20 protein-coding genes and 1 pseudogene are annotated in these 18,599 nt (G+C 60.7%); 3 read left to right on the top strand and 18 right to left on the bottom strand.

Translation table 11 applies throughout. The annotated features are described in order from the left end of the window. Window positions 1-13 precede the first annotated feature (13 nt). Window positions 14-232, bottom strand: coding sequence for a hypothetical protein (locus ACYVB2_RS02585; RefSeq protein ID WP_382429316.1), 219 nt, complete (start codon window positions 230-232; stop codon window positions 14-16). Window positions 233-391: 159 nt separating this feature from the next. On the opposite strand from ACYVB2_RS02585, the gene hypE reads away from it, so the two are divergent. The 3 genes from hypE (at window position 392) to ACYVB2_RS02570 (ending at window position 5,919) form a co-directional block, all read left to right on the top strand. Then, window positions 392-1,432 carry a hydrogenase expression/formation protein HypE gene (hypE, locus tag ACYVB2_RS02580; protein ID WP_382429318.1) on the top strand — a complete coding sequence of 347 codons (1,041 nt, stop codon included), beginning with the start codon at window positions 392-394 and terminating at the stop codon, window positions 1,430-1,432. A gap of 108 nt (window positions 1,433-1,540) precedes the next feature. After that, complete coding sequence (locus tag ACYVB2_RS02575; RefSeq protein WP_382429319.1) at window positions 1,541-5,446, top strand: DUF3683 domain-containing protein; 3,906 nt, start codon at window positions 1,541-1,543, stop codon at window positions 5,444-5,446. Further along, window positions 5,443-5,919, top strand: coding sequence for an HIT family protein (locus tag ACYVB2_RS02570; RefSeq protein ID WP_382429321.1), 477 nt, complete (start codon window positions 5,443-5,445; stop codon window positions 5,917-5,919). The genes ACYVB2_RS02575 and ACYVB2_RS02570 overlap by 4 nt, the downstream gene beginning before the upstream one ends. Before the next feature lie 43 nt (window positions 5,920-5,962). Here the strand turns inward: ACYVB2_RS02570 and ACYVB2_RS02565 are convergent, their stop codons facing one another. From ACYVB2_RS02565 to ACYVB2_RS02485, 17 genes and pseudogenes are all read right to left on the bottom strand, one after another. After that, window positions 5,963-6,418, bottom strand: coding sequence for a DUF1877 family protein (locus ACYVB2_RS02565; RefSeq protein WP_382429323.1), 456 nt, complete (start codon window positions 6,416-6,418; stop codon window positions 5,963-5,965). A gap of 25 nt (window positions 6,419-6,443) precedes the next feature. Continuing rightward, on the bottom strand, window positions 6,444-6,965 hold the full coding sequence (locus ACYVB2_RS02560; RefSeq protein WP_382429325.1) for a DUF2946 family protein: 522 nt from the start codon (window positions 6,963-6,965) through the stop codon (window positions 6,444-6,446). Next, the gene (cobA, locus tag ACYVB2_RS02555; RefSeq protein ID WP_382429327.1) at window positions 6,958-7,734 is read right to left on the bottom strand and encodes a uroporphyrinogen-III C-methyltransferase; all 777 of its coding nucleotides are present in this window, start codon (window positions 7,732-7,734) and stop codon (window positions 6,958-6,960) included. The genes ACYVB2_RS02560 and cobA overlap by 8 nt, the downstream gene beginning before the upstream one ends. Continuing rightward, window positions 7,731-8,075, bottom strand: coding sequence for a (2Fe-2S) ferredoxin domain-containing protein (locus tag ACYVB2_RS02550; RefSeq protein WP_382429329.1), 345 nt, complete (start codon window positions 8,073-8,075; stop codon window positions 7,731-7,733). Before ACYVB2_RS02550 ends, cobA begins: the two co-directional genes overlap by 4 nt. Next, window positions 8,072-9,088 carry a precorrin-3B C(17)-methyltransferase gene (gene cobJ / locus ACYVB2_RS02545; protein WP_382429781.1) on the bottom strand — a complete coding sequence of 339 codons (1,017 nt, stop codon included), beginning with the start codon at window positions 9,086-9,088 and terminating at the stop codon, window positions 8,072-8,074. Before cobJ ends, ACYVB2_RS02550 begins: the two co-directional genes overlap by 4 nt. Before the next feature lie 63 nt (window positions 9,089-9,151). Continuing rightward, a pseudogene (locus tag ACYVB2_RS02540) lies at window positions 9,152-9,553 on the bottom strand (cobalamin biosynthesis protein); the annotation flags it as partial. Further along, a complete protein-coding gene (locus ACYVB2_RS02535) occupies window positions 9,553-10,356 on the bottom strand; it encodes a cobalamin biosynthesis central domain-containing protein (protein WP_382429331.1) in 804 nt (267 codons plus the stop codon). The pseudogene ACYVB2_RS02540 and the gene ACYVB2_RS02535, both read right to left, overlap by 1 nt. Beyond that, entirely contained in the window at window positions 10,353-11,153 is an 801-nt protein-coding gene (gene cobI, locus ACYVB2_RS02530) for a precorrin-2 C(20)-methyltransferase (protein ID WP_382429333.1), read from the bottom strand. The genes ACYVB2_RS02535 and cobI overlap by 4 nt, the downstream gene beginning before the upstream one ends. Then, window positions 11,146-12,465 (bottom strand): precorrin-6y C5,15-methyltransferase (decarboxylating) subunit CbiE, encoded by a 1,320-nt coding sequence (cbiE, locus tag ACYVB2_RS02525; protein ID WP_382429335.1) that lies wholly within the window; start codon window positions 12,463-12,465, stop codon window positions 11,146-11,148. The genes cobI and cbiE overlap by 8 nt, the downstream gene beginning before the upstream one ends. After that, window positions 12,465-13,607 (bottom strand): cobalt-precorrin-5B (C(1))-methyltransferase, encoded by a 1,143-nt coding sequence (locus ACYVB2_RS02520; protein ID WP_382429337.1) that lies wholly within the window; start codon window positions 13,605-13,607, stop codon window positions 12,465-12,467. The genes cbiE and ACYVB2_RS02520 overlap by 1 nt, the downstream gene beginning before the upstream one ends. A 10-nt stretch (window positions 13,608-13,617) precedes the next feature. Further along, on the bottom strand, window positions 13,618-14,307 hold the full coding sequence (locus ACYVB2_RS02515) for a precorrin-8X methylmutase (RefSeq protein WP_382429339.1): 690 nt from the start codon (window positions 14,305-14,307) through the stop codon (window positions 13,618-13,620). Then, on the bottom strand, window positions 14,304-15,206 hold the full coding sequence (locus ACYVB2_RS02510) for a sirohydrochlorin chelatase (protein WP_382429341.1): 903 nt from the start codon (window positions 15,204-15,206) through the stop codon (window positions 14,304-14,306). Before ACYVB2_RS02510 ends, ACYVB2_RS02515 begins: the two co-directional genes overlap by 4 nt. Beyond that, window positions 15,203-15,997: a precorrin-4 C(11)-methyltransferase gene (gene cobM / locus ACYVB2_RS02505; protein WP_382429343.1), complete on the bottom strand. Its 795-nt coding sequence runs from the start codon at window positions 15,995-15,997 to the stop codon at window positions 15,203-15,205. The genes ACYVB2_RS02510 and cobM overlap by 4 nt, the downstream gene beginning before the upstream one ends. Beyond that, window positions 15,994-16,854, bottom strand: coding sequence for an energy-coupling factor ABC transporter ATP-binding protein (locus ACYVB2_RS02500; RefSeq protein WP_382429345.1), 861 nt, complete (start codon window positions 16,852-16,854; stop codon window positions 15,994-15,996). Before ACYVB2_RS02500 ends, cobM begins: the two co-directional genes overlap by 4 nt. Beyond that, window positions 16,851-17,594, bottom strand: coding sequence for a cobalt ECF transporter T component CbiQ (gene cbiQ / locus ACYVB2_RS02495; RefSeq protein ID WP_382429347.1), 744 nt, complete (start codon window positions 17,592-17,594; stop codon window positions 16,851-16,853). Before cbiQ ends, ACYVB2_RS02500 begins: the two co-directional genes overlap by 4 nt. After that, complete coding sequence (locus tag ACYVB2_RS02490) at window positions 17,584-17,922, bottom strand: energy-coupling factor ABC transporter substrate-binding protein (RefSeq protein ID WP_382429349.1); 339 nt, start codon at window positions 17,920-17,922, stop codon at window positions 17,584-17,586. The genes cbiQ and ACYVB2_RS02490 overlap by 11 nt, the downstream gene beginning before the upstream one ends. Beyond that, window positions 17,919-18,587 carry an energy-coupling factor ABC transporter permease gene (locus ACYVB2_RS02485; RefSeq protein WP_382429351.1) on the bottom strand — a complete coding sequence of 223 codons (669 nt, stop codon included), beginning with the start codon at window positions 18,585-18,587 and terminating at the stop codon, window positions 17,919-17,921. Before ACYVB2_RS02485 ends, ACYVB2_RS02490 begins: the two co-directional genes overlap by 4 nt. Between the last annotated feature and the right edge of the window lie 12 nt (window positions 18,588-18,599).

Genomic DNA, 18,599 nt, shown 5'->3' with positions numbered 1-18,599 from the left:
CGCCCAGCCCTGCTCATTCCTGCTCATCACTCCCCACCACTGCCTTGACCCCTGCCACACCCACATCTACCGTTGTGCTAACCACTGCCACACCAACTCCCACCGCAGTGGTAGCCACCGTGACGGCCGCCCCGGCTACCGTCACTACTGCACAGCCAGTGCAGCTGCACACAACCAGTAGCCCCCACAAGACAGTCCGCAAACAAGACAACTTTTCAAAAACGAGGTGCATGATGACAAACAAGCAGGGCAAGGCGAAAAAAGTGGGCGATCCACGCGTGCCCACGGGCTTTGCGTGTTCACCCCCAGTGGGGGCAGGTCTACGCAGGGCAGTCTAACGGCTGCCTGCATCCTTCCTTTATCCTGCAGGCTTTGCTGCCGGAAAAATGCCATGATCTCTCTTGTCTCCTCCGCCCTGGATTTGCAACAGGGTCGCATTGATCTGTCCCACGGTGCCGGAGGTCGGGCAATGGTGCAGTTGATCGGGCAATTGTTTGCCCCTGCCTTGCACAATGAGTTTCTGGCACAAGGCGACGATGGCGCTCGGCTGCCACTGTGCCACGGTCGGTTGGTCATGGCCACTGATGCCCATGTGGTCTCCCCCTTGTTTTTTCCAGGGGGCGATATTGGCTGCCTGTCGGTGCATGGCACGATCAACGATGTGGCAGTGATGGGAGCGCGCCCTTTGTATTTGACAGCAAGCTTTATTCTGGAAGAAGGATTGCCACTGTCTGATTTGGCGCGGGTGGTGGAGTCGATGGCTGCTGCCTCGCGTGCGGCGGGTGTGCCCATTGTGACGGGAGACACCAAAGTGGTGCAGCGCGGCAAAGCCGATGGTATTTTTATCACCACCACGGGTGTGGGCGTGCTGCGCGACGGCGCCGATGTGTCTGGTGCCTATGCCCAGCCTGGTGATGTGATACTGGTGTCTGGCCCCTTGGGCGACCACGGCATGGCCATCATGTCGGTGCGCGAGGGCTTGAGTTTTGATGCCCCTATTGTTTCTGATACAGCCGCATTGCATGGCTTGGTGTCAGATGTGCTCGATGCCGCCCCCGGCGTGCATGTGCTGCGCGACCCGACACGCGGTGGCCTGTCGGCCACACTCAATGAGATTGCCCACCAATCTGGGGTGGGCGTGGTGTTGCAAGAGGCGCAGATTCCGGTGCGCTCTGCGGTGGCGGCGGCTTGCGAGCTGTTGGGCCTAGACCCTTTGGACGTCGCCAATGAAGGGCGCTTGCTGGTGATAGTGCCAGCGGCCCAAGCCGATGCTGCTTTATCGGCCCTGCGCGCCCACCCCCTGGGCCGTGAGGCAGCCCGCATTGGCGATGTGGTGGCTGACGATCGCTATTTTGTGCAGATGCACACCCGTATGGGGGGGCAACGCATGGTCGATTGGTTGGCTGCCGAGGCCCTGCCCCGCATCTGTTGAGCAAGCTGTCTTGTCCCTGACACCAACAGTGCTGCCTTGCGCTTCTAAAATCCCCTTTTGCGATTGCCCGGCCTTGCCGGGTGCGCCGCCCCTTTAAGGTTCACCCCCATGAATGCTCCGACCGCGTTGACCGCCCTGATGGCGCAGTCCCCCGAACCCGTGCGATTGCGCGAGATTCCTTATAACTACACCAGCTTCTCTGACCGCGAAATCGTGATTCGCCTGTTGGGCGCACGCGCTTGGGAGGTGTTGCAACAACTGCGTGAAGAGCGCCACACGGGCCGTTCTGCCCGGATGCTCTACGAAGTGTTGGGCGACATCTGGGTGGTGCAGCGCAACCCCTACCTACAAGACGACTTGCTGGACAACCCCGACCGGCGCAAACTGCTGGTGCAAGCCTTGCAACACCGGCTGGGCGAAGTGCAAAAGCGCCGCAAGCCACAAGACGATGCTGCCCGCGACGCTTTGGTGGGTGAACTGCTGGAACTCGCCAGCACGGCCATTCGCCGCTTTGATGCCGCGTTTGACCAAATTGCCGAGCTGCGCCGCCAAACCCGGCGCACGCTGGGCCGCCTGACAGCCAAAGACAACATCAAGTTTGATGCCCTGAGCCGCGTCAGCCACGTTACCGATGCCACCGACTGGCGCGTTGAGTACCCCTTTGTCGTGCTCACCCCCGACACCGAGGCCGAAATGGCCGCCTTGGTCAAAGGCTGCATTGATTTGGGCATGACCATCATTCCCCGTGGGGGCGGCACGGGCTACACCGGCGGCGCGATTCCACTGACGTGGAAGAGCGTGGTCATCAACACCGAAAAGCTCGAAGCCATGACCGAGGTTGAGATGCGCAAGCTCCCCGGCATTGAGCGCGAGGTGGGCACCATCTGGACAGAAGCCGGTGTGGTGACGCAGCGCGTGGCCGATGCGGCTGAGCGGGCCGGGTTTGTGTTTGCGGTCGACCCGACCAGCGCCGAGGCCTCGTGCATTGGCGGCAACATCGCTATGAATGCCGGTGGCAAAAAAGCGGTACTGTGGGGTACGGCACTGGACAACTTGGCCAGCTGGCGCATGGTCACGCCCGATGCCCAATGGTTGGAAGTGGTGCGCCTAGACCACAATCTGGGCAAAATCCACGATGCTGAAGTCGCCAGCTTTGAGCTGAACTACTACGAAGCCGACGGTAAAACCTTCATCCGCACCGAGCGGCTGGACATTCCGGGCAAAACCTTCCGCAAAGAAGGGCTGGGCAAAGACGTCACGGACAAGTTCCTCAGCGGTTTGCCGGGCATCCAAAAAGAAGGCTGTGATGGCTTGATTACCAGCGCCCGTTGGGTGGTGCATCGGATGCCCGAGCACACCCGCACCGTTTGTTTAGAGTTCTTTGGCAACGCCAAAGATGCTGTGCCCAGCATTGTCGAGATCAAAGACTTCATGTTTGCCGAGCAAAAACGCTCGGGCGTGCTGCTGGCCGGTTTGGAGCATTTGGATGACCGCTATTTGAAAGCCGTGGGCTACACCACCAAGAGCAAAAAGCACGGTGGCCTGCCCAAAATGGTACTGTTTGGCGACATTGCCGGTGACAACGCCGACGATGTGGCTCGCGTCACCAGCGAAGTGGTACGCATTGCCAACTCGCGCAGCGGCGAAGGCTTTATCGCCATCAGCCCCGAAGCGCGCAAAAAGTTCTGGGCCGACCGCAAACGCACTGCCGCCATCAGCCGCCATACCAACGCCTTCAAAATCAACGAAGACGTGGTGATTCCGCTGCCGCGCATGGCCGAATACACCGATGGCATCGAGCGCATCAACATTGAACTGAGCCTGCGCAACAAGCTCAAGCTGGTGGATGAACTCGAAGCCTTCTTCTTGCGTGGCAATCTGCCGCTGGGCAAGCACGACGAAACCAGCGAAATCCCGGCAGCTGAGATGCTGGAAGACCGCGTGGCCCAAGCCTTGCAGGTGCTGGCCGAAGTGCGTGACCTGTGGCAAGGTTGGCTGCTCGAGGTGGAAGCCCTGTTCCCGCAATTGCAAGACCACCGCTTGCGCGCCAGTTGGAAAACCCAAATTCGCGCCCGGCTACAAGACATCTTTACCGGCGTGGCCTTCTTGCCGATTTTGGCCGAATGCAATGCTATCCACCAGCGCGTGCTCAAGGGCCGCGTGTGGGTAGCCTTGCACATGCACGCGGGCGATGGCAACGTCCATACCAATTTGCCGGTGAACAGCGACGACTATGAAATGCTGCAAGCCGCCCACGGTGCCGTCGAGCGCATCATGGTGTTGGCGCGCAGCTTGGATGGGGTGATTTCGGGCGAGCACGGTATTGGCATCACCAAGCTGGAGTTTTTGACCGAAAAAGAGCTGCAACCCTTTGCCCAATACAAGGCCAAGGTAGACCCCCAAGGGCGCTTTAACAAAGGCAAGCTGCTGCGCCCGCAAGACCAGCCCACCGCACCACCAAGCGGCAACGATGCCCTGAGCGAGCGCGTGGCCTTCTCGGACTTGACGCACGCCTACACCCCCAGCTTTGGCTTGATGGGGCATGAGTCGCTCATCATGCAGCAAAGCGACATCGGCGCGATTGCCGATTCGGTCAAAGACTGCCTGCGTTGTGGCAAGTGCAAGCCCGTGTGCAGCACCCATGTGCCACGCGCCAACCTGCTCTACAGCCCGCGCAACAAAATTTTGGCCACTTCGTTGCTGGTCGAAGCCTTTTTGTATGAAGAGCAAACGCGCCGCGGTGTCAGCATCAAGCACTGGCAAGAGTTTGAAGATGTGGCCGACCACTGCACGGTGTGCCACCGCTGCGAAAGCCCCTGCCCGGTCAAAATCGACTTTGGCGATGTGACCATGAACATGCGCAACCTGCTGCGCAAAATGGGCAAAAAGAGCTTCCGCCCCGGCAATGCGCTGGCGATGACCATGCTCAACGCTACCAACCCCGACACTATCAAGCTGTTGCGCAAGGGCATGGTGGATGTGGGCTTTAAAGCCCAACGCATGGCCGTGGATATGCTGCGCAAGGTGGGGCGCAAGCAAACCACCAAGCCCCCGGCCACGGTGGGCACTGCGCCGATTAAAGAGCAGGTGATCCATTTCGTGAACAAGAAGCTGCCCGGCGGCCTGCCCAAACAGACCGCCCGTGCGCTGCTGGACATCGAAAACAAAGATTACGTGCCCATCATCCGCAACCCCAAGGTCACCACCCCCGAGACCGAAGCGGTGTTCTACTTTCCGGGCTGTGGCTCGGAGCGCCTGTTCAGCCAGGTCGGGCTGGCGACGCAAGCTATGCTTTGGCACGCAGGGGTGCAAACCGTGTTGCCGCCGGGCTACCTGTGCTGTGGCTACCCACAGCGTGGCAGCGGCCAGTTTGACAAGGCCGAAAAGATGATCACCGACAACCGGGTGCTGTTCCATCGGGTTGCCAACACGCTCAACTACTTGGACATTAAAACCGTGGTGGTGAGCTGCGGCACTTGCTACGACCAGTTACAGAAGTACGAGTTCGAGCAGATTTTCCCGGGCTGCCGCATCATCGATATTCACGAATATCTGTTAGAAAAGGGCATCACCCTGCAAGGCAAGGGCGCTTATCTCTACCACGAACCCTGCCACAACCCGATGAAGCTGCAAGATTCGCTCAAAACCGTCAAAGCCTTGGTGGGGCCACAGGTGCTGAAAAGCGAGCGTTGCTGTGGTGAATCGGGCACGCTGGGTGTGACACGCCCCGATGTCTCGACCCAAGTGCGCTTCCGTAAGGAAGAGGAAATCCGCAAGGGCGAAACTGCACTGCGTGCCAGCGGTGCTGTGGGCGCGCAAGAGAATGTCAAAATCTTGACCAGTTGCCCCAGTTGCTTGCAAGGTCTGACCCGCTATGGCGACGACTTGCAAAATGGCCTGCTCGAAGCCGATTACATCGTGATCGAAATGGCCCGCGAAGTGCTGGGCGAAAACTGGTTGCCCGAGTATGTGGCCAAAGCCAATCAGGGCGGTATAGAAAGAGTATTGGTATGACCGAACGCGCCATGTCCACCGTCCCGCCTGCGCGGCCCCCAGTGTTTCAGCCCGGCTGTGCGCTGTGCAGCCAAGATGGGGGGACGGTGGTCTGGCGCAACGAGCGTTTGCGCGTGATTCGCGCCGATGAGCCGGGTTTTCCGGCGTTTTACCGGGTGGTGTGGAACTCGCACCTGCCCGAACTGTCTGATTTATCCACCTTTGAGCGCCTGCATTGCCTAGAGGTGGTGACTACGGTGGAGCGCACGCTGCGCCAGCAGTTGCAGCCCACCAAGATCAATCTGGCCGCATTGGGCAATATGGTGCCGCACCTGCATTGGCATGTGATTGCCCGCTTTGATTGGGACAGCCATTTTCCCGCCCCCATCTGGGCCGCCGCGCAGCGCGAGCGGGCGCTAGAGCAGGAAGAAGCCGTGCGGGCGCGATTGCCTGAGATCGAAGCCGTGCTGCGGATTCAACTGCCGCTGGCTTGAGCCAGCCCACGGACTGATGGCCGTCCTGTGGGCCAGATGCCGATCAGCAAATCATAAACAGCACCACCTGCCCAGACTGGCCCGCTTTCTCATACAGCGCGGCAATCTGGCCCAAGGTGTCGGCCAATTGTTGCGGGTGCTCTTGCAAATAGTGGCCGTGGTAGAGGTTGTCGTAATCCAGCGCCTCTAGGGCTGACTGCAAATCTTCGGCAGATATGTCTTGAAGCTGATGGGCCATCAGCGGGACACGGGCCTCTGGCACCCAGAAAGCACTCTCACAGCAGGCCAGTGCAATGTCGTGCTCGCCCATCACATAGGCAATATCGAGTGCATCGCAAAGGGCATTGATGCCATGCCAGTGGTCGCCGATATCTAGCACCAAGGGTTGCGGTTGGCCCGGCAGTTCACCACGCACCCAGGCACATAAGTCCTGTTGGCCCGCCAAATGCTGGTGCAGCACCTCGGTGGGTACGACCACAAACTCTCCGGCAATACTCATTGGACGATCCTTAGAAAAATACGGCTCAAGCGGGTGCCGTGGGGCTGCGCACAAAACCATAACTCTGCGCTAGTGCTGCGGCTTGCACTGGCTGTGGTTCCCATTGCCATTGTTCCAGGGCGTCCGCCAGCATTCCCACGTCTTGGGTATGCACTAGCCCTAGGCCTAAACCTGTTGCCAAATAAACTTTGCCCTCTTCATCGATCAGGCAGGCTTGCGGTTGGGCCAAACGCCCAGTGTGGCTGCGCACGGTCAGATCGGGTTGTAGACGCCACACCCACGGGGTGTGTTCTAGCTCCACATAGACGCGCTGTGGCCCGTTCTGAAAGAACCATTGCCCCAAAGCGTCGGCTTCGTAATTGCGGCCAATGAATTCGATGAGCTTGTCGTGTTGCAAGAGTGAGCCTTTGCTCTGCGGGAATGGGCCTAGGGCTTGGGTGGCATCATCGCGCATGAACCAGCGCCCACGCGCATCCAATCCTAACCAACCATAACAGTGGGGCACATGGGGCCATTTGGCCAAGGCTTGTTGAACAATGTCATCCATGCCGCCATTCTGCACCGAGTGCAGAGGGCGGTATCAAGGACACCACAGTGCCAATCACCAGCAACGTGGGGGGCTTGATGCCATAGCGGCGGGCCGTGGCGTCCAATGCGGCCACGGTGGTGGTGTAAATGGCCTGTTGCGGCCAAGTGGCTTTGTAGATCAGGGCTGCTGGAGTGTCTGCGGGCAGCCCTGCCGCTTGCAACTCGCGGGCAATGGTGGCTAGCCCGGTAATGCCCATATAGATCACGACTGTTTGGTGCGGTTGCGCCAGTGTTTGCCAGTTTAGGTCTACCGTGTGGTCTTTGAGGTGCCCAGTGACAAAGATGCAGCTTTGCGCATGGTCGCGGTGCGTGAGCGGAAAACCAAAGCTGGCCCCGGCCCCCAAAGCGGCGGTGATACCGGGCACGATTTCGACTGGAATCTGCTGTTGTAACAGCACGTCCATTTCTTCGCCGCCCCGGCCAAAAACGAAGGGGTCACCACCCTTGAGCCGCACCACGCGCAAGCCTTGGCGGGCCAAATCGACCAGCAACTGGCAAATTTCTTCTTGGGCCAGCGTGTGGTTGCCAGCCGATTTGCCAACATAAATGCGCTGCGCCTGCGCTGGCACCAAATCGACAATGCCGGGGCCAACCAGATTGTCATAAACCACCACTTCGGCCTGTTGCAAGCGCCGCCAAGCGCGCAGCGTGAGCAGTTCCAAATCGCCCGGCCCTGCCCCGACCAGCGATACCGTGCCCCGTGCTTGTTCTGACAGCACGGGCATCATGCCGCTGGCCCTTGGTGAAATACCAGCTCCTGCACTGGCTGCCCACCCACCAAGTGCTGCGCAATGATGCGATCCATGTTGTCGGAAGTGACGTTGTAATACCACGTGCCATCGGGTTGTACACACATCACTGGGCCGCCTTTACAGGCCGCAAAGCAACTGACCCGGCTGCGCTTGACGCGCAAATCGCCCTTGTCTAGCCCAGCGGCCTTGAATTTGTCGCCCAAGCTATCAAACAGGGCTTGTGCGGCCCCATCTTGGGTGCAGCGTGGGCCGGTACACACCAGCAGGTGGCGGCGATAGTCACCGATTTTGGGTTTCTCTACGCTCTCAGTGTTCATGCTTCTTCCTCAGCGGTATCGGTGCTGGCAAGCTCAGAAATCGGCTCCAACAAAGTGGCGCGAATATAGTCGGCGGGCAGCCGGTATTGTTGCGCCAGGGTCTCGATGGCTGTGCCCTCAGCGTATTGCGCCTGCACAGTCTCTAACCAGCCTAGCAGCCCAGTAGACAGCGAACGGCCACGTTTTTCGCCATCGCGCGTTTGGCCGTTTTGTTCCAGATCGTATTTGTTGGCGTAGCCACGCGGCGTGACCATCAGGCCGTGGCGGACAATGGTATTGCTGTTGCCAATCAGCACGGTGCTGAGCATACCGATGTCGGCTTCGGCCATTTGGTCTAGCGTGGTAAAGATGATGCTCTCGCGGCGGCGGTAGGCACTTTTGACGATAGCCACTGGGGTATCGGGGCGGCGGTGGCGCAAAAACAGGCGCTGGGCCTCGACAATCTGCCGGGTGCGGCGGCCACTTTTAGGGTTGTAGAGGGCTACGACAAAATCGGCCATCGCCACGGCGTCGAGCCGCCGGGCAATGGTGGGCCAAGGCGTAAGCAAGTCCGACAAAGAGATGGCGCAAAAATCGTGCGTCAGGGGGGCACCCACCAGCGCGGCACAGCTGTTGAGCGCCGAGGCTCCCGGAATGATCTCTACCTGCACGGGGTCATCGGGTGTCCAACCGGCTTGAAACAGCACCTCGTAAGTCGGCCCAGCCATGCCATACACGCCCGCATCGCCGGAAGAAATCAGCGCCACCTTTTTGCCTTGACGAGCGGCTTCCAGCGCCGTCACGGCCCGGTCTAGCTCTTCGGTCATGCTTTTGCGAATGACTTCTTTGCCGTCGAGCAAATCGGCCACCAGCTTGATATAGGTGACATAGCCAATCACCGTATCGGCCTCGATGATGGCCTCGCGGGCGCGGGCCGTCATGTGGTCGGCACTGCCGGGGCCAATGCCGACCAGCATGATTTTGCCCGCCGTGGCCGGTGCCGTAGTGGTGTCTGGGGTGAGGGAGGGGGTCATGCGGGAGGGGCTTTCTGGGGGCATGGAGGGCAACATAGGAGGGTGCAGGCGGGCGATAGACACCGTGGCATTTTTGCCATCGGCACCGCGCCATTTGTGTTTTTCGAGACACAAGGCATGGATGGGGGCGGGCTGACCTGCCGTACCTGCGGCCAGCAAGGCTGCCGCCTCACTGACCGAGGGCGTGCCGGTGTAACGCAACACCGTGGCACTCGGGTTGGGCACCGGCACGGGGGCCAATACAGCGGCGGGGTAGAAATGGATAGTGCAGCCCCATTGCTGCGCCAAAGCGTGCAGACAAGGCTCGTCGGCCTTCAGATCAACACTGGCTAAGGCCACCACATGGCCCGCTTGAGCCCCCACCCGGTGCAGTGCTTGGGCCACCGCTTCTTGCAGGGTGGCAAAAGAAGTGCCCCGGTCACAGCCTAAGCCTAGCACCAGTGCCGCAGCAGAATTGGGGGGCATCATGGTGTGGCCCCGGTGGCGCATGCTTCGTACAGTGGAGGGCGGTACACCACCAGCCGCTCGGCCCATTGCTGCCATTGCGCGGGGGTAATATTGGCATGGGTAATCCACAGCACGGCCCGGTGATGTTCGGGTCGCACTTGGTCAAAACGCTCCAGCAGTTCAATATGGGCGGGCAGTGGCGTGGGGCGTGTCCACCAATCGCGGCTACCGGCTTCTTGCACCACGGCAATCGGTTCGCCATTGACCACATGGGCCGAAACACGGGTGATGTTGATTTTGGGCGCTTCAACGCGCCAACCCAAATGGCGGCCCAGAATATCCACCGGAATGGTTTTGCCCACATCCGACGCCGTGGTTAGTACCGCTGTTGCCCCCATCAGGTCAGCAACGCGCTCGCTCATGGCATTGGCCCCGCCCACATGGCCCGACAGCAGCGGAATGACAAACTGCCCCGCATCGTCCACCACGGTGATGCCGGGGTCTTCGTCCTTGCTTTTCAGGTGTGGCGCAATCAAGCGCACCACCGCCCCCAGCGAGACAAAAAACACGATCTGGTCGTACTCGGCAAACAGCCGCGCTATTTCATCGCGCAAAGCGCCTTCGTAGGGATACACCGGCTGGGGCAGGTGGGCAAAGGCGGCGGCAAACTTGCTGGCGGTGCAAATATGGGCTTCGGGCAAGTCTTGCGCCAGCCGGGCTGCCAGTGCGGCCCCATGTTTGGTAATGGCTACTATGCCAATACGGGGTTGGTCTTTGGCAGGCGCAGACAGTACCACCTGTGTAGAAGTTTTATGGCTCATGCGGGCAACTCCGGGGAGGTTTTCTTCAGGCAACCTTTGATGCGCTCGCCACGCACCCGGTGTGGGTTTTTCACGATCAGCAGTGACAAATAGCTCACTTTGCTGCCACGCAAGGCCAGCAACTCGGTACCGGATAAATGGCGCTCATCGAGCGCACCTACACGTTCAATAAAGTGGGCACCGGCCAATAGTTCTTGGCGCTCCAGCCAGTCCAACAGTTCATCGAGCAGGGGTTTGATTTTCATCAGCACCAGCGTGTCAAAGTCGGGCAGCAGCCGATCTACTGCACTGACACCATAGGCCGCGGGCACAATAGCCACGGTGTCGTCTTGTTCAGCAAAAGGCTTGCCCACCTTGGCACAGGCCGCGGTAAAGGAGTTGACGCCCGCAATCACTTGCACGGGCACCTGCGCATCCAAGCCACACACCGTGCGCGCCAAATGGCCAAAGGTGGCGTAGGTGCTGGCGTCGCCCTCGACCAAAAACAACACATCCCGCCCCGCTTGCAACCAAGGCAGCACCGTCTGCGCCGCCTTGACCCAAGCGCGGCCTAGCTTTTCGGCATCGTGGGTCATGGGGAACAGCAGTTGCGCGTGCTCAGCCGGTGGGGCCAGTTCTGCCCGCTGTGCAATATCGAGCGCATAACTGGGGGTTTTGCCACTGCGTGCTGGATAGACCCAGATGGTGTCGCGGCGTTGCAAGGCGGCCCAAGCCGCACGGGTGATGAGGCCCGGATCGCCAGGGCCGAGCGAGATGCCCCACAAGGTGCCTCGGCCCATTGCAGAGATTTCAGTCATGTTTGGCTTCCTCAGATGTAACTTGTGCGCAAACCAGCCAGACCGGGTTTTCTGCCGCCATGCGGTGCATCTGCAAAATAGGCTTGCTACGGGCGGCCTGCAATTGCAGAACATCCCACGCCACGTTGGCCGCAGATTCCAGCGTTTGGATGGCGGTGCTCAGGTTTTCCAGCGTGACAAAATTCATCACCAAGCGCCCGCCGGGGCGCAGGCGGCGCAGCACCAAGGCGATGAGTTCGGCCAGCTCACCGCCAGAGCCGCCGATAAACACCGCATCAGGGTCGGGCCAGTGCTCTAAGCCTTGCGGGGCTTTGCCCCAGTGCAGGCTGTAGTTGCTTACGGCAAAGGCAGCATGGTTGCGCCCGGCAATAGCGTGGTCGGCCTCGTTTTTCTCGATGGCATAGACATGGCCGCGTGGGCACAGCCGTGCTGCCTCTAACCCGACCGAACCTGATCCGGCACCAATATCCCACACCACGCTGTTGGCGCGCAATTGCAGCCGCGCCAAACTGACGGCGCGCACTTCCTGCTTGGTAATCAAGCCCTTGTCGGGCTGGCGCTGCTGGTAGGCGGTATCTTCCAGCCCTAAAAGCACTGGTTCGGGTGGCAGCCGCGTGCGCCACAGCAGCACCACATTGAGCGGGGCAAATGGCATCTGGGCCGCCTCCTCTGGCGAGAGCTCGGCCAATACCCGCTCGGTGGGTTGCAGCAGGTTCTCGGCCACGGCCATCTGAAAGTCGTCACCCAAGCCTTCGGCCAGCAGCAAGCGGGCGATACGGTCTGGGCTGTTAGCCGGGCTGGTGAGCACCAACAAACGCTGGTGCGCGCGCACCGCTTGCGCCAGTGCATACAGGCCATGCGTGGGAGTGCTACCGCGCACCCATTCCCCGGCATCTTGGCTATGCACCGAAACAATCCGTGCATCCTGCCATGCCAGCCCGATGCGGGCACAAGCCCATTGCAGGGTGGACAAGTTGGGCAGGATCTCCAACGCTTGTATACACAAATGCTGCGCCAAAAATGGTGCAATGCCGTGGCACAGAGGGTCGCCCGTAGCCAGCACCACACAGCTCTGGTGGGCTTGGCGGGCATTGCGCACCCAGTCCGGCACGGTGCGGAGTTGGCCGGTCAGGTCGTGCAGCACAGCACCGGGCTTCAATTCTTGCGCCAACAGGGCCAAGGTGCGGGTGCCACCAATCACCACATCGGCGCTGCGCACATGGGCCAAAGCGGTGGTGTTTAGACTGGCGATACCGTCGTCGAGCACGCCAATCACGCGGCAGGGGTTGGGGTCTTTGTCGCGGGGTTGCATCAGGTGTCCAAAGTCAAAGGGGTAGCGGCGCACAGCACATCGGCTACCTTGTTGCCAGAAAAATCACACACCAGCACCCGCAACTGAAAAGCGTTGCCGTAGCGCCCAGAGGCCGTCAGGGTGTGGATGGCGCTTTGCGCCAATGCGCGGTGGAATGGCTCGCCCAAGCCCCGCTCGACCATCAGTTCAGCGCCAAAACGGGCGGTTTCGGCTTGGGCAATGGCTTGGCAGTCGGCCTCGCTGGCCCCCACTTGGCGGGCAATACGGGCCACCAAATCGGTATCGACCTCGGCGCGATTGGCGTGGGTGATGGTCTCACCTTGGGCCATTTTGGTCAGTTTGCCCACCATCACGCCCAACACCACCAGCGGTATGCCTTGCGCCACCACCTCGTCCAAGGCGTAGCGCAAAAAGTCGCCCATCTGGACAAAACAGGCCGCAGGCAATCCGGGCTGTTCGCGGCGCAGTTCGGTCATGGCAAAGCTCTCGGTGCGCCCGCCAGTGGTCAGGGCCACCATGCCATGCCCCAGCGTGGCCGCTACCCGAACGCCCTGCACCACACTGGCCCGCCATGCGGCGGTGGAGTAGGGTTTGACGATGCCGGTGGTGCCCAAAATGCTGATGCCGCCCAAAATGCCGAGGCGCGCATTGGTGGTTTTTTTGGCCATTTGTTCGCCACCGGGCACGCTGATCGTCACTTGGAGCCCATGTGTGGCCAGCAAATGGGGGGCGGCTTCGCGCAGATTGTCCAGAATGTTTTGTCGGGGCACTGGGTTGATGGCTGGGCCGCCTACTTCCAGCCCCAAGCCCGGCATGGTCACGGTGCCCACACCTTCACCAGCGCAATACACCACGCTGCCGGGCTGGTTGGGCAGCAGGCGCACATCCACTGTCAGGTGGGCACCATCGGTGCAGTCGGGGTCATCGCCCGCAAACTTGACCACCACGGCATGGGCGCTGTGGGCGTCACAGTGGCCCTCTTGCACGGCAAACCGAACACGGTTGCCATTGGGCAAGAGGCTTTCTATCTCCGTGGGCACCGCGCCACTGACCAGCCCCACCACGGCGGCCCGTGCTGCTGCTGCCGAGCAGGCTCCGGTGGTAAAGCCGGTGCGCGTACCGCGCGGGGTACTTTTTTCCATCACCCCACCCTTATGCGTTGGCAGCGAGTTGTGCCTTTTGCTGCGCTTCGGCCAGCGCCAGCAGGGCGTGCAAGGCGGCCACCACCAAGGTAGAGCCACCCTTGCGGCCGCGAATCACCATCCACGGCACCTCGTTTTGCAGCGCAATCAGGTCTTTCGACTCCGCCGCTGCCACAAACCCAACCGGCATCCCGACCACCAACGCAGGCCGCACGCCTTCTTCTTGAATCAAGCGGGCCAATTCGATCAAGGCCGTGGGTGCATTGCCAATGCCGACGATGGCCCCTTGCAGCAAGCCTTGGCGATGGGCTTTGCGCATGGCCTGTACGGCACGGGTGGTGTCTTGGGCTTGGGCTTGGGCAATCACATCCGCATCGCTGATGAATTGGTGGGTTTTTATGCCAAAGTGGGCCAAACGCGGTGCTGACAGCCCGGAGCAGATCATCTCGACATCGGCCACCACGGGCGTGCCACCGCGCAATATGGCTGCCACCCCTGCGGCCACTGCCTGTGGGTGGAAATCGGTCAGGCCATTAAAGTCAAAATCGGCATTGGCATGGATCATGCGCCGCACAATCGGCCACTGCGCATCGGTGTAGGCGTGGGGGCCGACTTCGGCATCAATGATGGCAAAGCTGTCGTGCTCAATCACTTGCCCGGCGCGGGTGAGCTGTTCGGTCACGGTGTTGATGGTGCTCATGCCAAGGCTCCTTCCAGTGCGCCATGCAGATGCACCACCGCGGGGGCAGCGTGGGTGTGTTCATGGGAATGGCCGTGGCCCATGTCGTGGGCAATGTCACGGAAGCTGCAACCATCGCAGGCCATCTTGCTCTCTGGGGTGCCTGCTTGCAGGTCGGTCACCCGTTGCTCCAGCAAGGCAAAAATTTCTGGCTCAAAGCCAAAATGCGTGCCACAGACAAAACGCAGTTGCGGGTACTGCGCGCGCAGGTGTTCTACTTGGCGGTGGATGCGTTGCATCAGCGTGCCGGTATACAGGTAATAGGGCAACACCACCACCTGCTTGATGCCAATCAGTGCTTGGCGCTGCACTACGCGCTCCAAGCGCGGAAAGGTGATGCCGGTAAAGGCCAGATCGACCATTTCATGGTCGCCCGCCTCTTGCAACCAGCGGGCCATTTTGGCCATATCGCCATTGGCGGCCCGGTCGGACGAGCCGCGCCCCAGCAGCACCACGCCCGTGGTGGTGGGGTCGGGCATATCGAGGGCGCTCATCGCTTGGCGCAAGCGTCGCTTCAAAATTGCCAGAATGGGGTCACAGGCACTCAGGTGGGGTGCGTACAAGAACTCCACTTGCGGCGCATGGGCACGGGCGTGTTCAATGGCTTCGGGTATTTCCATCTTCACATGCCCAGCCGCATTCAGAATCAATGGCAGCACCAGCACGCGCTTGGCCCCTTGGGTGGCCGCCAACAGGCCATCGTGCAAAGAGGGCGGTGCAAACTCAATAAAGCAAACTTCGATGCGCCACTGAGGGCAACGCGCACGCCATTGCGCGGCAAAGGCCAAAATCTCTTGGTTGCCTGAGGCTTCGCGCGAGCCGTGGCCCACGAGCAAAATGGTGTCAGATGGGGCGCTCACAGCGTAGCCTTTCGAAAACGGTGGGTAAATGCAGGGTCGTAGAGCTTGGAGCGGGCCAGTGTTTCCCAATCACGCGCGCCCAAGGTGGGGCTGGCCACGATCATGGCTTGGCTGACGATGCCCGCCTCGCGGCAGCGTTGGCGGATGTCGGCCAAGGTGCCACGCACTATCTTTTCCTCGTGCGGCCAACTGGCTTTGTGTACCACCAGCATCGGCGCATCTTCGGGCCAGCCCGCAGCACGCAGTCCCGCTTGCACCTTGTGCAGCAGCGTGATGGACAAGAAAATGCACAAGGTGGTGCGGTGGGCCGCCAGTGAGGCCAAATCTTCTCCGGGTGGCATGGGCGTGCGGCCCTCTACGCGGGTCAGGATCACGCTTTGCGTGACTTCGGGCAGGGTCATGGATTCGCCCGCCGCTGCCATCGCGGCCATCGCCGAAGAAACGCCCGGCACCACCGCCCAGGCAATGCCCGCCGCATTCAAGGGGCGGGTCATTTCGATCAATGCGCCGTACAGGCCCGGATCGCCAGTTTGCAGCCGCACTACGGTGGCATGTTGTTGTGCTTGGGCTATCAGCCATGCCGTCATCTCTTCTAAGGTCATGTCCTTGGAATCACGAATCAGGCAGTTGGGGGGCGTATATTGGGTGGCGGCTTGGTCTACCAAAGAACCAGCAAACAGCACAGCCCCCGCTTGGGCCAATAGGTTGCGCCCCTTGATGGTGATGAGTTCTGGGTCGCCGGGGCCAGCCCCAACAAACCAGATTTTTCCTGAAGACGAACAAGGATTCATGGGATTGACTCTGTTGACATAATGGGGTGGCCGCAGTGCAGGGCCGCCAACACCGCGTCCACACTGCGCGCAATCGGGTGTTCTGGCACCAGCCCTCGTTTGGCCAAAGCGGTGTGCAAACGCATGGCAGTGGGTAGCGGTTGGGCAGCGGCAGACAGTGCCTCGCTGTGCTGTGCCAGCGCCGTGGCGGCAAACGAGCCTACGCAACGGCCTGCGGCCATTAGGTGGATGTCATCGGCCCAGTGGTAGGCAAAATCCATATCGTGCGATGTCAGCACCACCGTCACACCTTGGGCGTGTAGGCGATCGAGTAGCGCGGCCAGTTCGGTCTGCATGGGCATATCCAGCCCAGCCATCGGCTCATCGAGCAGCAAGGCGCGGGGCTGCATTGCCAGCACTCCGGCAATACACACCCGTTTTTTCTGACCAAAGCTGAGTTCATGCACTGGTCGGTTTGCATGGGTGGCCATGCCCACGGCCTCCAGTGCCTGCGCTACGCGCTGGCGCACTGTGGCCTCATCCAGCCCCAGATTGAGCGGCCCAAAAGACACATCTTCATAGACATGGGCCGAGAACAACTGCCGGTCGGGGTTCTGAAACACCATGCCTACCTGTTGGCGCACCGCCAACAAGCCACGCCGTCCGTAGTCGATACGGGCACCATCCATATAAACCGCCCCCGTTACTGGGCGCAGCAAACCGTTGAGGTGTTGCAGCAGCGTGGTCTTGCCGGAGCCGTTCGGCCCCAAAATGGCATGGCGACCAGCACGGCGCAGGCTCATCGAGCACGCTTGCAGGCCGGGGCGGCCATCGGGGTAGTGGTAGTCCACCTGCCGCAGTTCAAACAGGGCACTCATGGCAAATACCTCACGAGCAGCAACAGCCCCAGCCCGGCCACCACGCCAATGGCGGTGTCGCGGCGGGCATGGGCAAACACCGGCATCACAAAATGCAAGCGGCCATCGCTACAGCGGGCATCGGCGGCCCACTGCAAACCCCGCGCCCGCAGCGCCACCTGTGCCGCTAAATTAGCCACTAGCAGCCCCAGTGAGCGCAAAGCACGGCCTCGGTTGCTAAAGCCTAACCTGGCTGTTTGGGCAGCCACGGTGTCGTGGCAGGCCTCAGAGAAGACAAAAATCAGCCGATAGCACAGCACCATCAGGTCGAGCAGAATGTCGGGCAGCCGCAGCTGGCGTAGCAGTGCAATCAGGTGCGCCAATGGTGTGGTGAGCACCAGCGTCAACAGTGCCGCTAGCGCCGCCACCGAGCGCGCGGTCACCATCGCCACATCCGATAACGCATGGGGCGCAATATGCCAAGCCAGTGCCCCTGGTGGCTCCCACACCACCGAGACCAGCAAGGAAGCACCCGACAACAGCAAAAAACCCAACGGCCCTGCTGCCACCCGGATGTAGCAACGCCAAGGCACCCCGGCCCCACGCCACACTAGCAGCACACAAACCAAGGCCACCCCCAAAGCGGCACTGGGGGTGCGCGCTACATAGGCGGCCAACAGCGCAGCCAAGGTAAAAATAGCCTTGGCGCGGGGGGTAACGTGGCTCCAGTGGTTGTGGTGGGCGGCTCGTTCAATCCACACGGCCTGCTGCCTGTGGGGGCGTGGTATCCGCTGGGGCTTGGCGTAGTTTTTCCCGGGTGACAGAAGCGCCCAGCCAATAACCAATCACCCCAGCCCCCAATGCGGCTTGCAACGCAAACAACAGGGAGGCGATCTCGCCACTGGCAGGCTCGATCAGTGGCGCAAACCATGCTTGGTAGTCTGGTGCGATGGTCTGAATCAGGTTTTGTGCCTCGGCATCGGCACCGCCAAAGGCTTCAGTGCCGGGGGCTGGAGCAGGCACCCACCACAAAGGAAAAACCGACAGCAGCAGCACCGCAGCCCAAATCAACCAGTTTGACTTTTTCATGCCTGCCCCTTGGTGGGTTGCAGCAGGTGCATACCACGCATCTCATCTTGGTTAAAACGCTGCAAGGCGTTCATCACCAGCACGGTGAGCAAGCCTTCACTGATGGCTAAAGGAATTTGGGTCAGGGCAAAAATGCCGCCAAACTTGGTCAGAGAGCCTGCAAAACCACCCACCGGATCAGGAAAGGCCCACGCCAATTGCACCGAAGTGGTCAGGTAGGTGGACAAATCACCCAGGCATGCAGCCAGAAACACCCCCAACGCCAAAGAACAGCCCAGTGCCTTGGCTAGCCGAAACACCGCATAGGCGCAAAACGGCCCGACGATGCCCATAGCAAATAAGTTGGCTCCTAGTGTGGTCAGGCCGCCGTGCGCCAGCAGCAGGGCTTGAAACAACAACACCACCAAAGCGATGGGCACCATAGCCCCAGGGCCAAACAGCAACGCCCCCAAGCCAACGCCGGTTGGATGCGAGCAACTGCCCGTGACCGAGGGCAACTTGAGTGCCGAGAGCAAAAAACTGAAAGCCGCCGCCACGCCTAACAACATCCGTTGTTCTGGGTGCTGGCGAATATCGCGGCGCATGGCGTGCAAGCCATAGGCCAAGAAAGGCGCAGAGGCGATAGACCAGCCCAGCGCGTGCTCCAGTGGAAGAAAGCCTTCCATGATGTGCATTCG

The sequence above is a fragment of the Giesbergeria giesbergeri genome (assembly GCF_054779375.1).
This window is presented reverse-complemented; position numbering and strand designations above follow the sequence as displayed.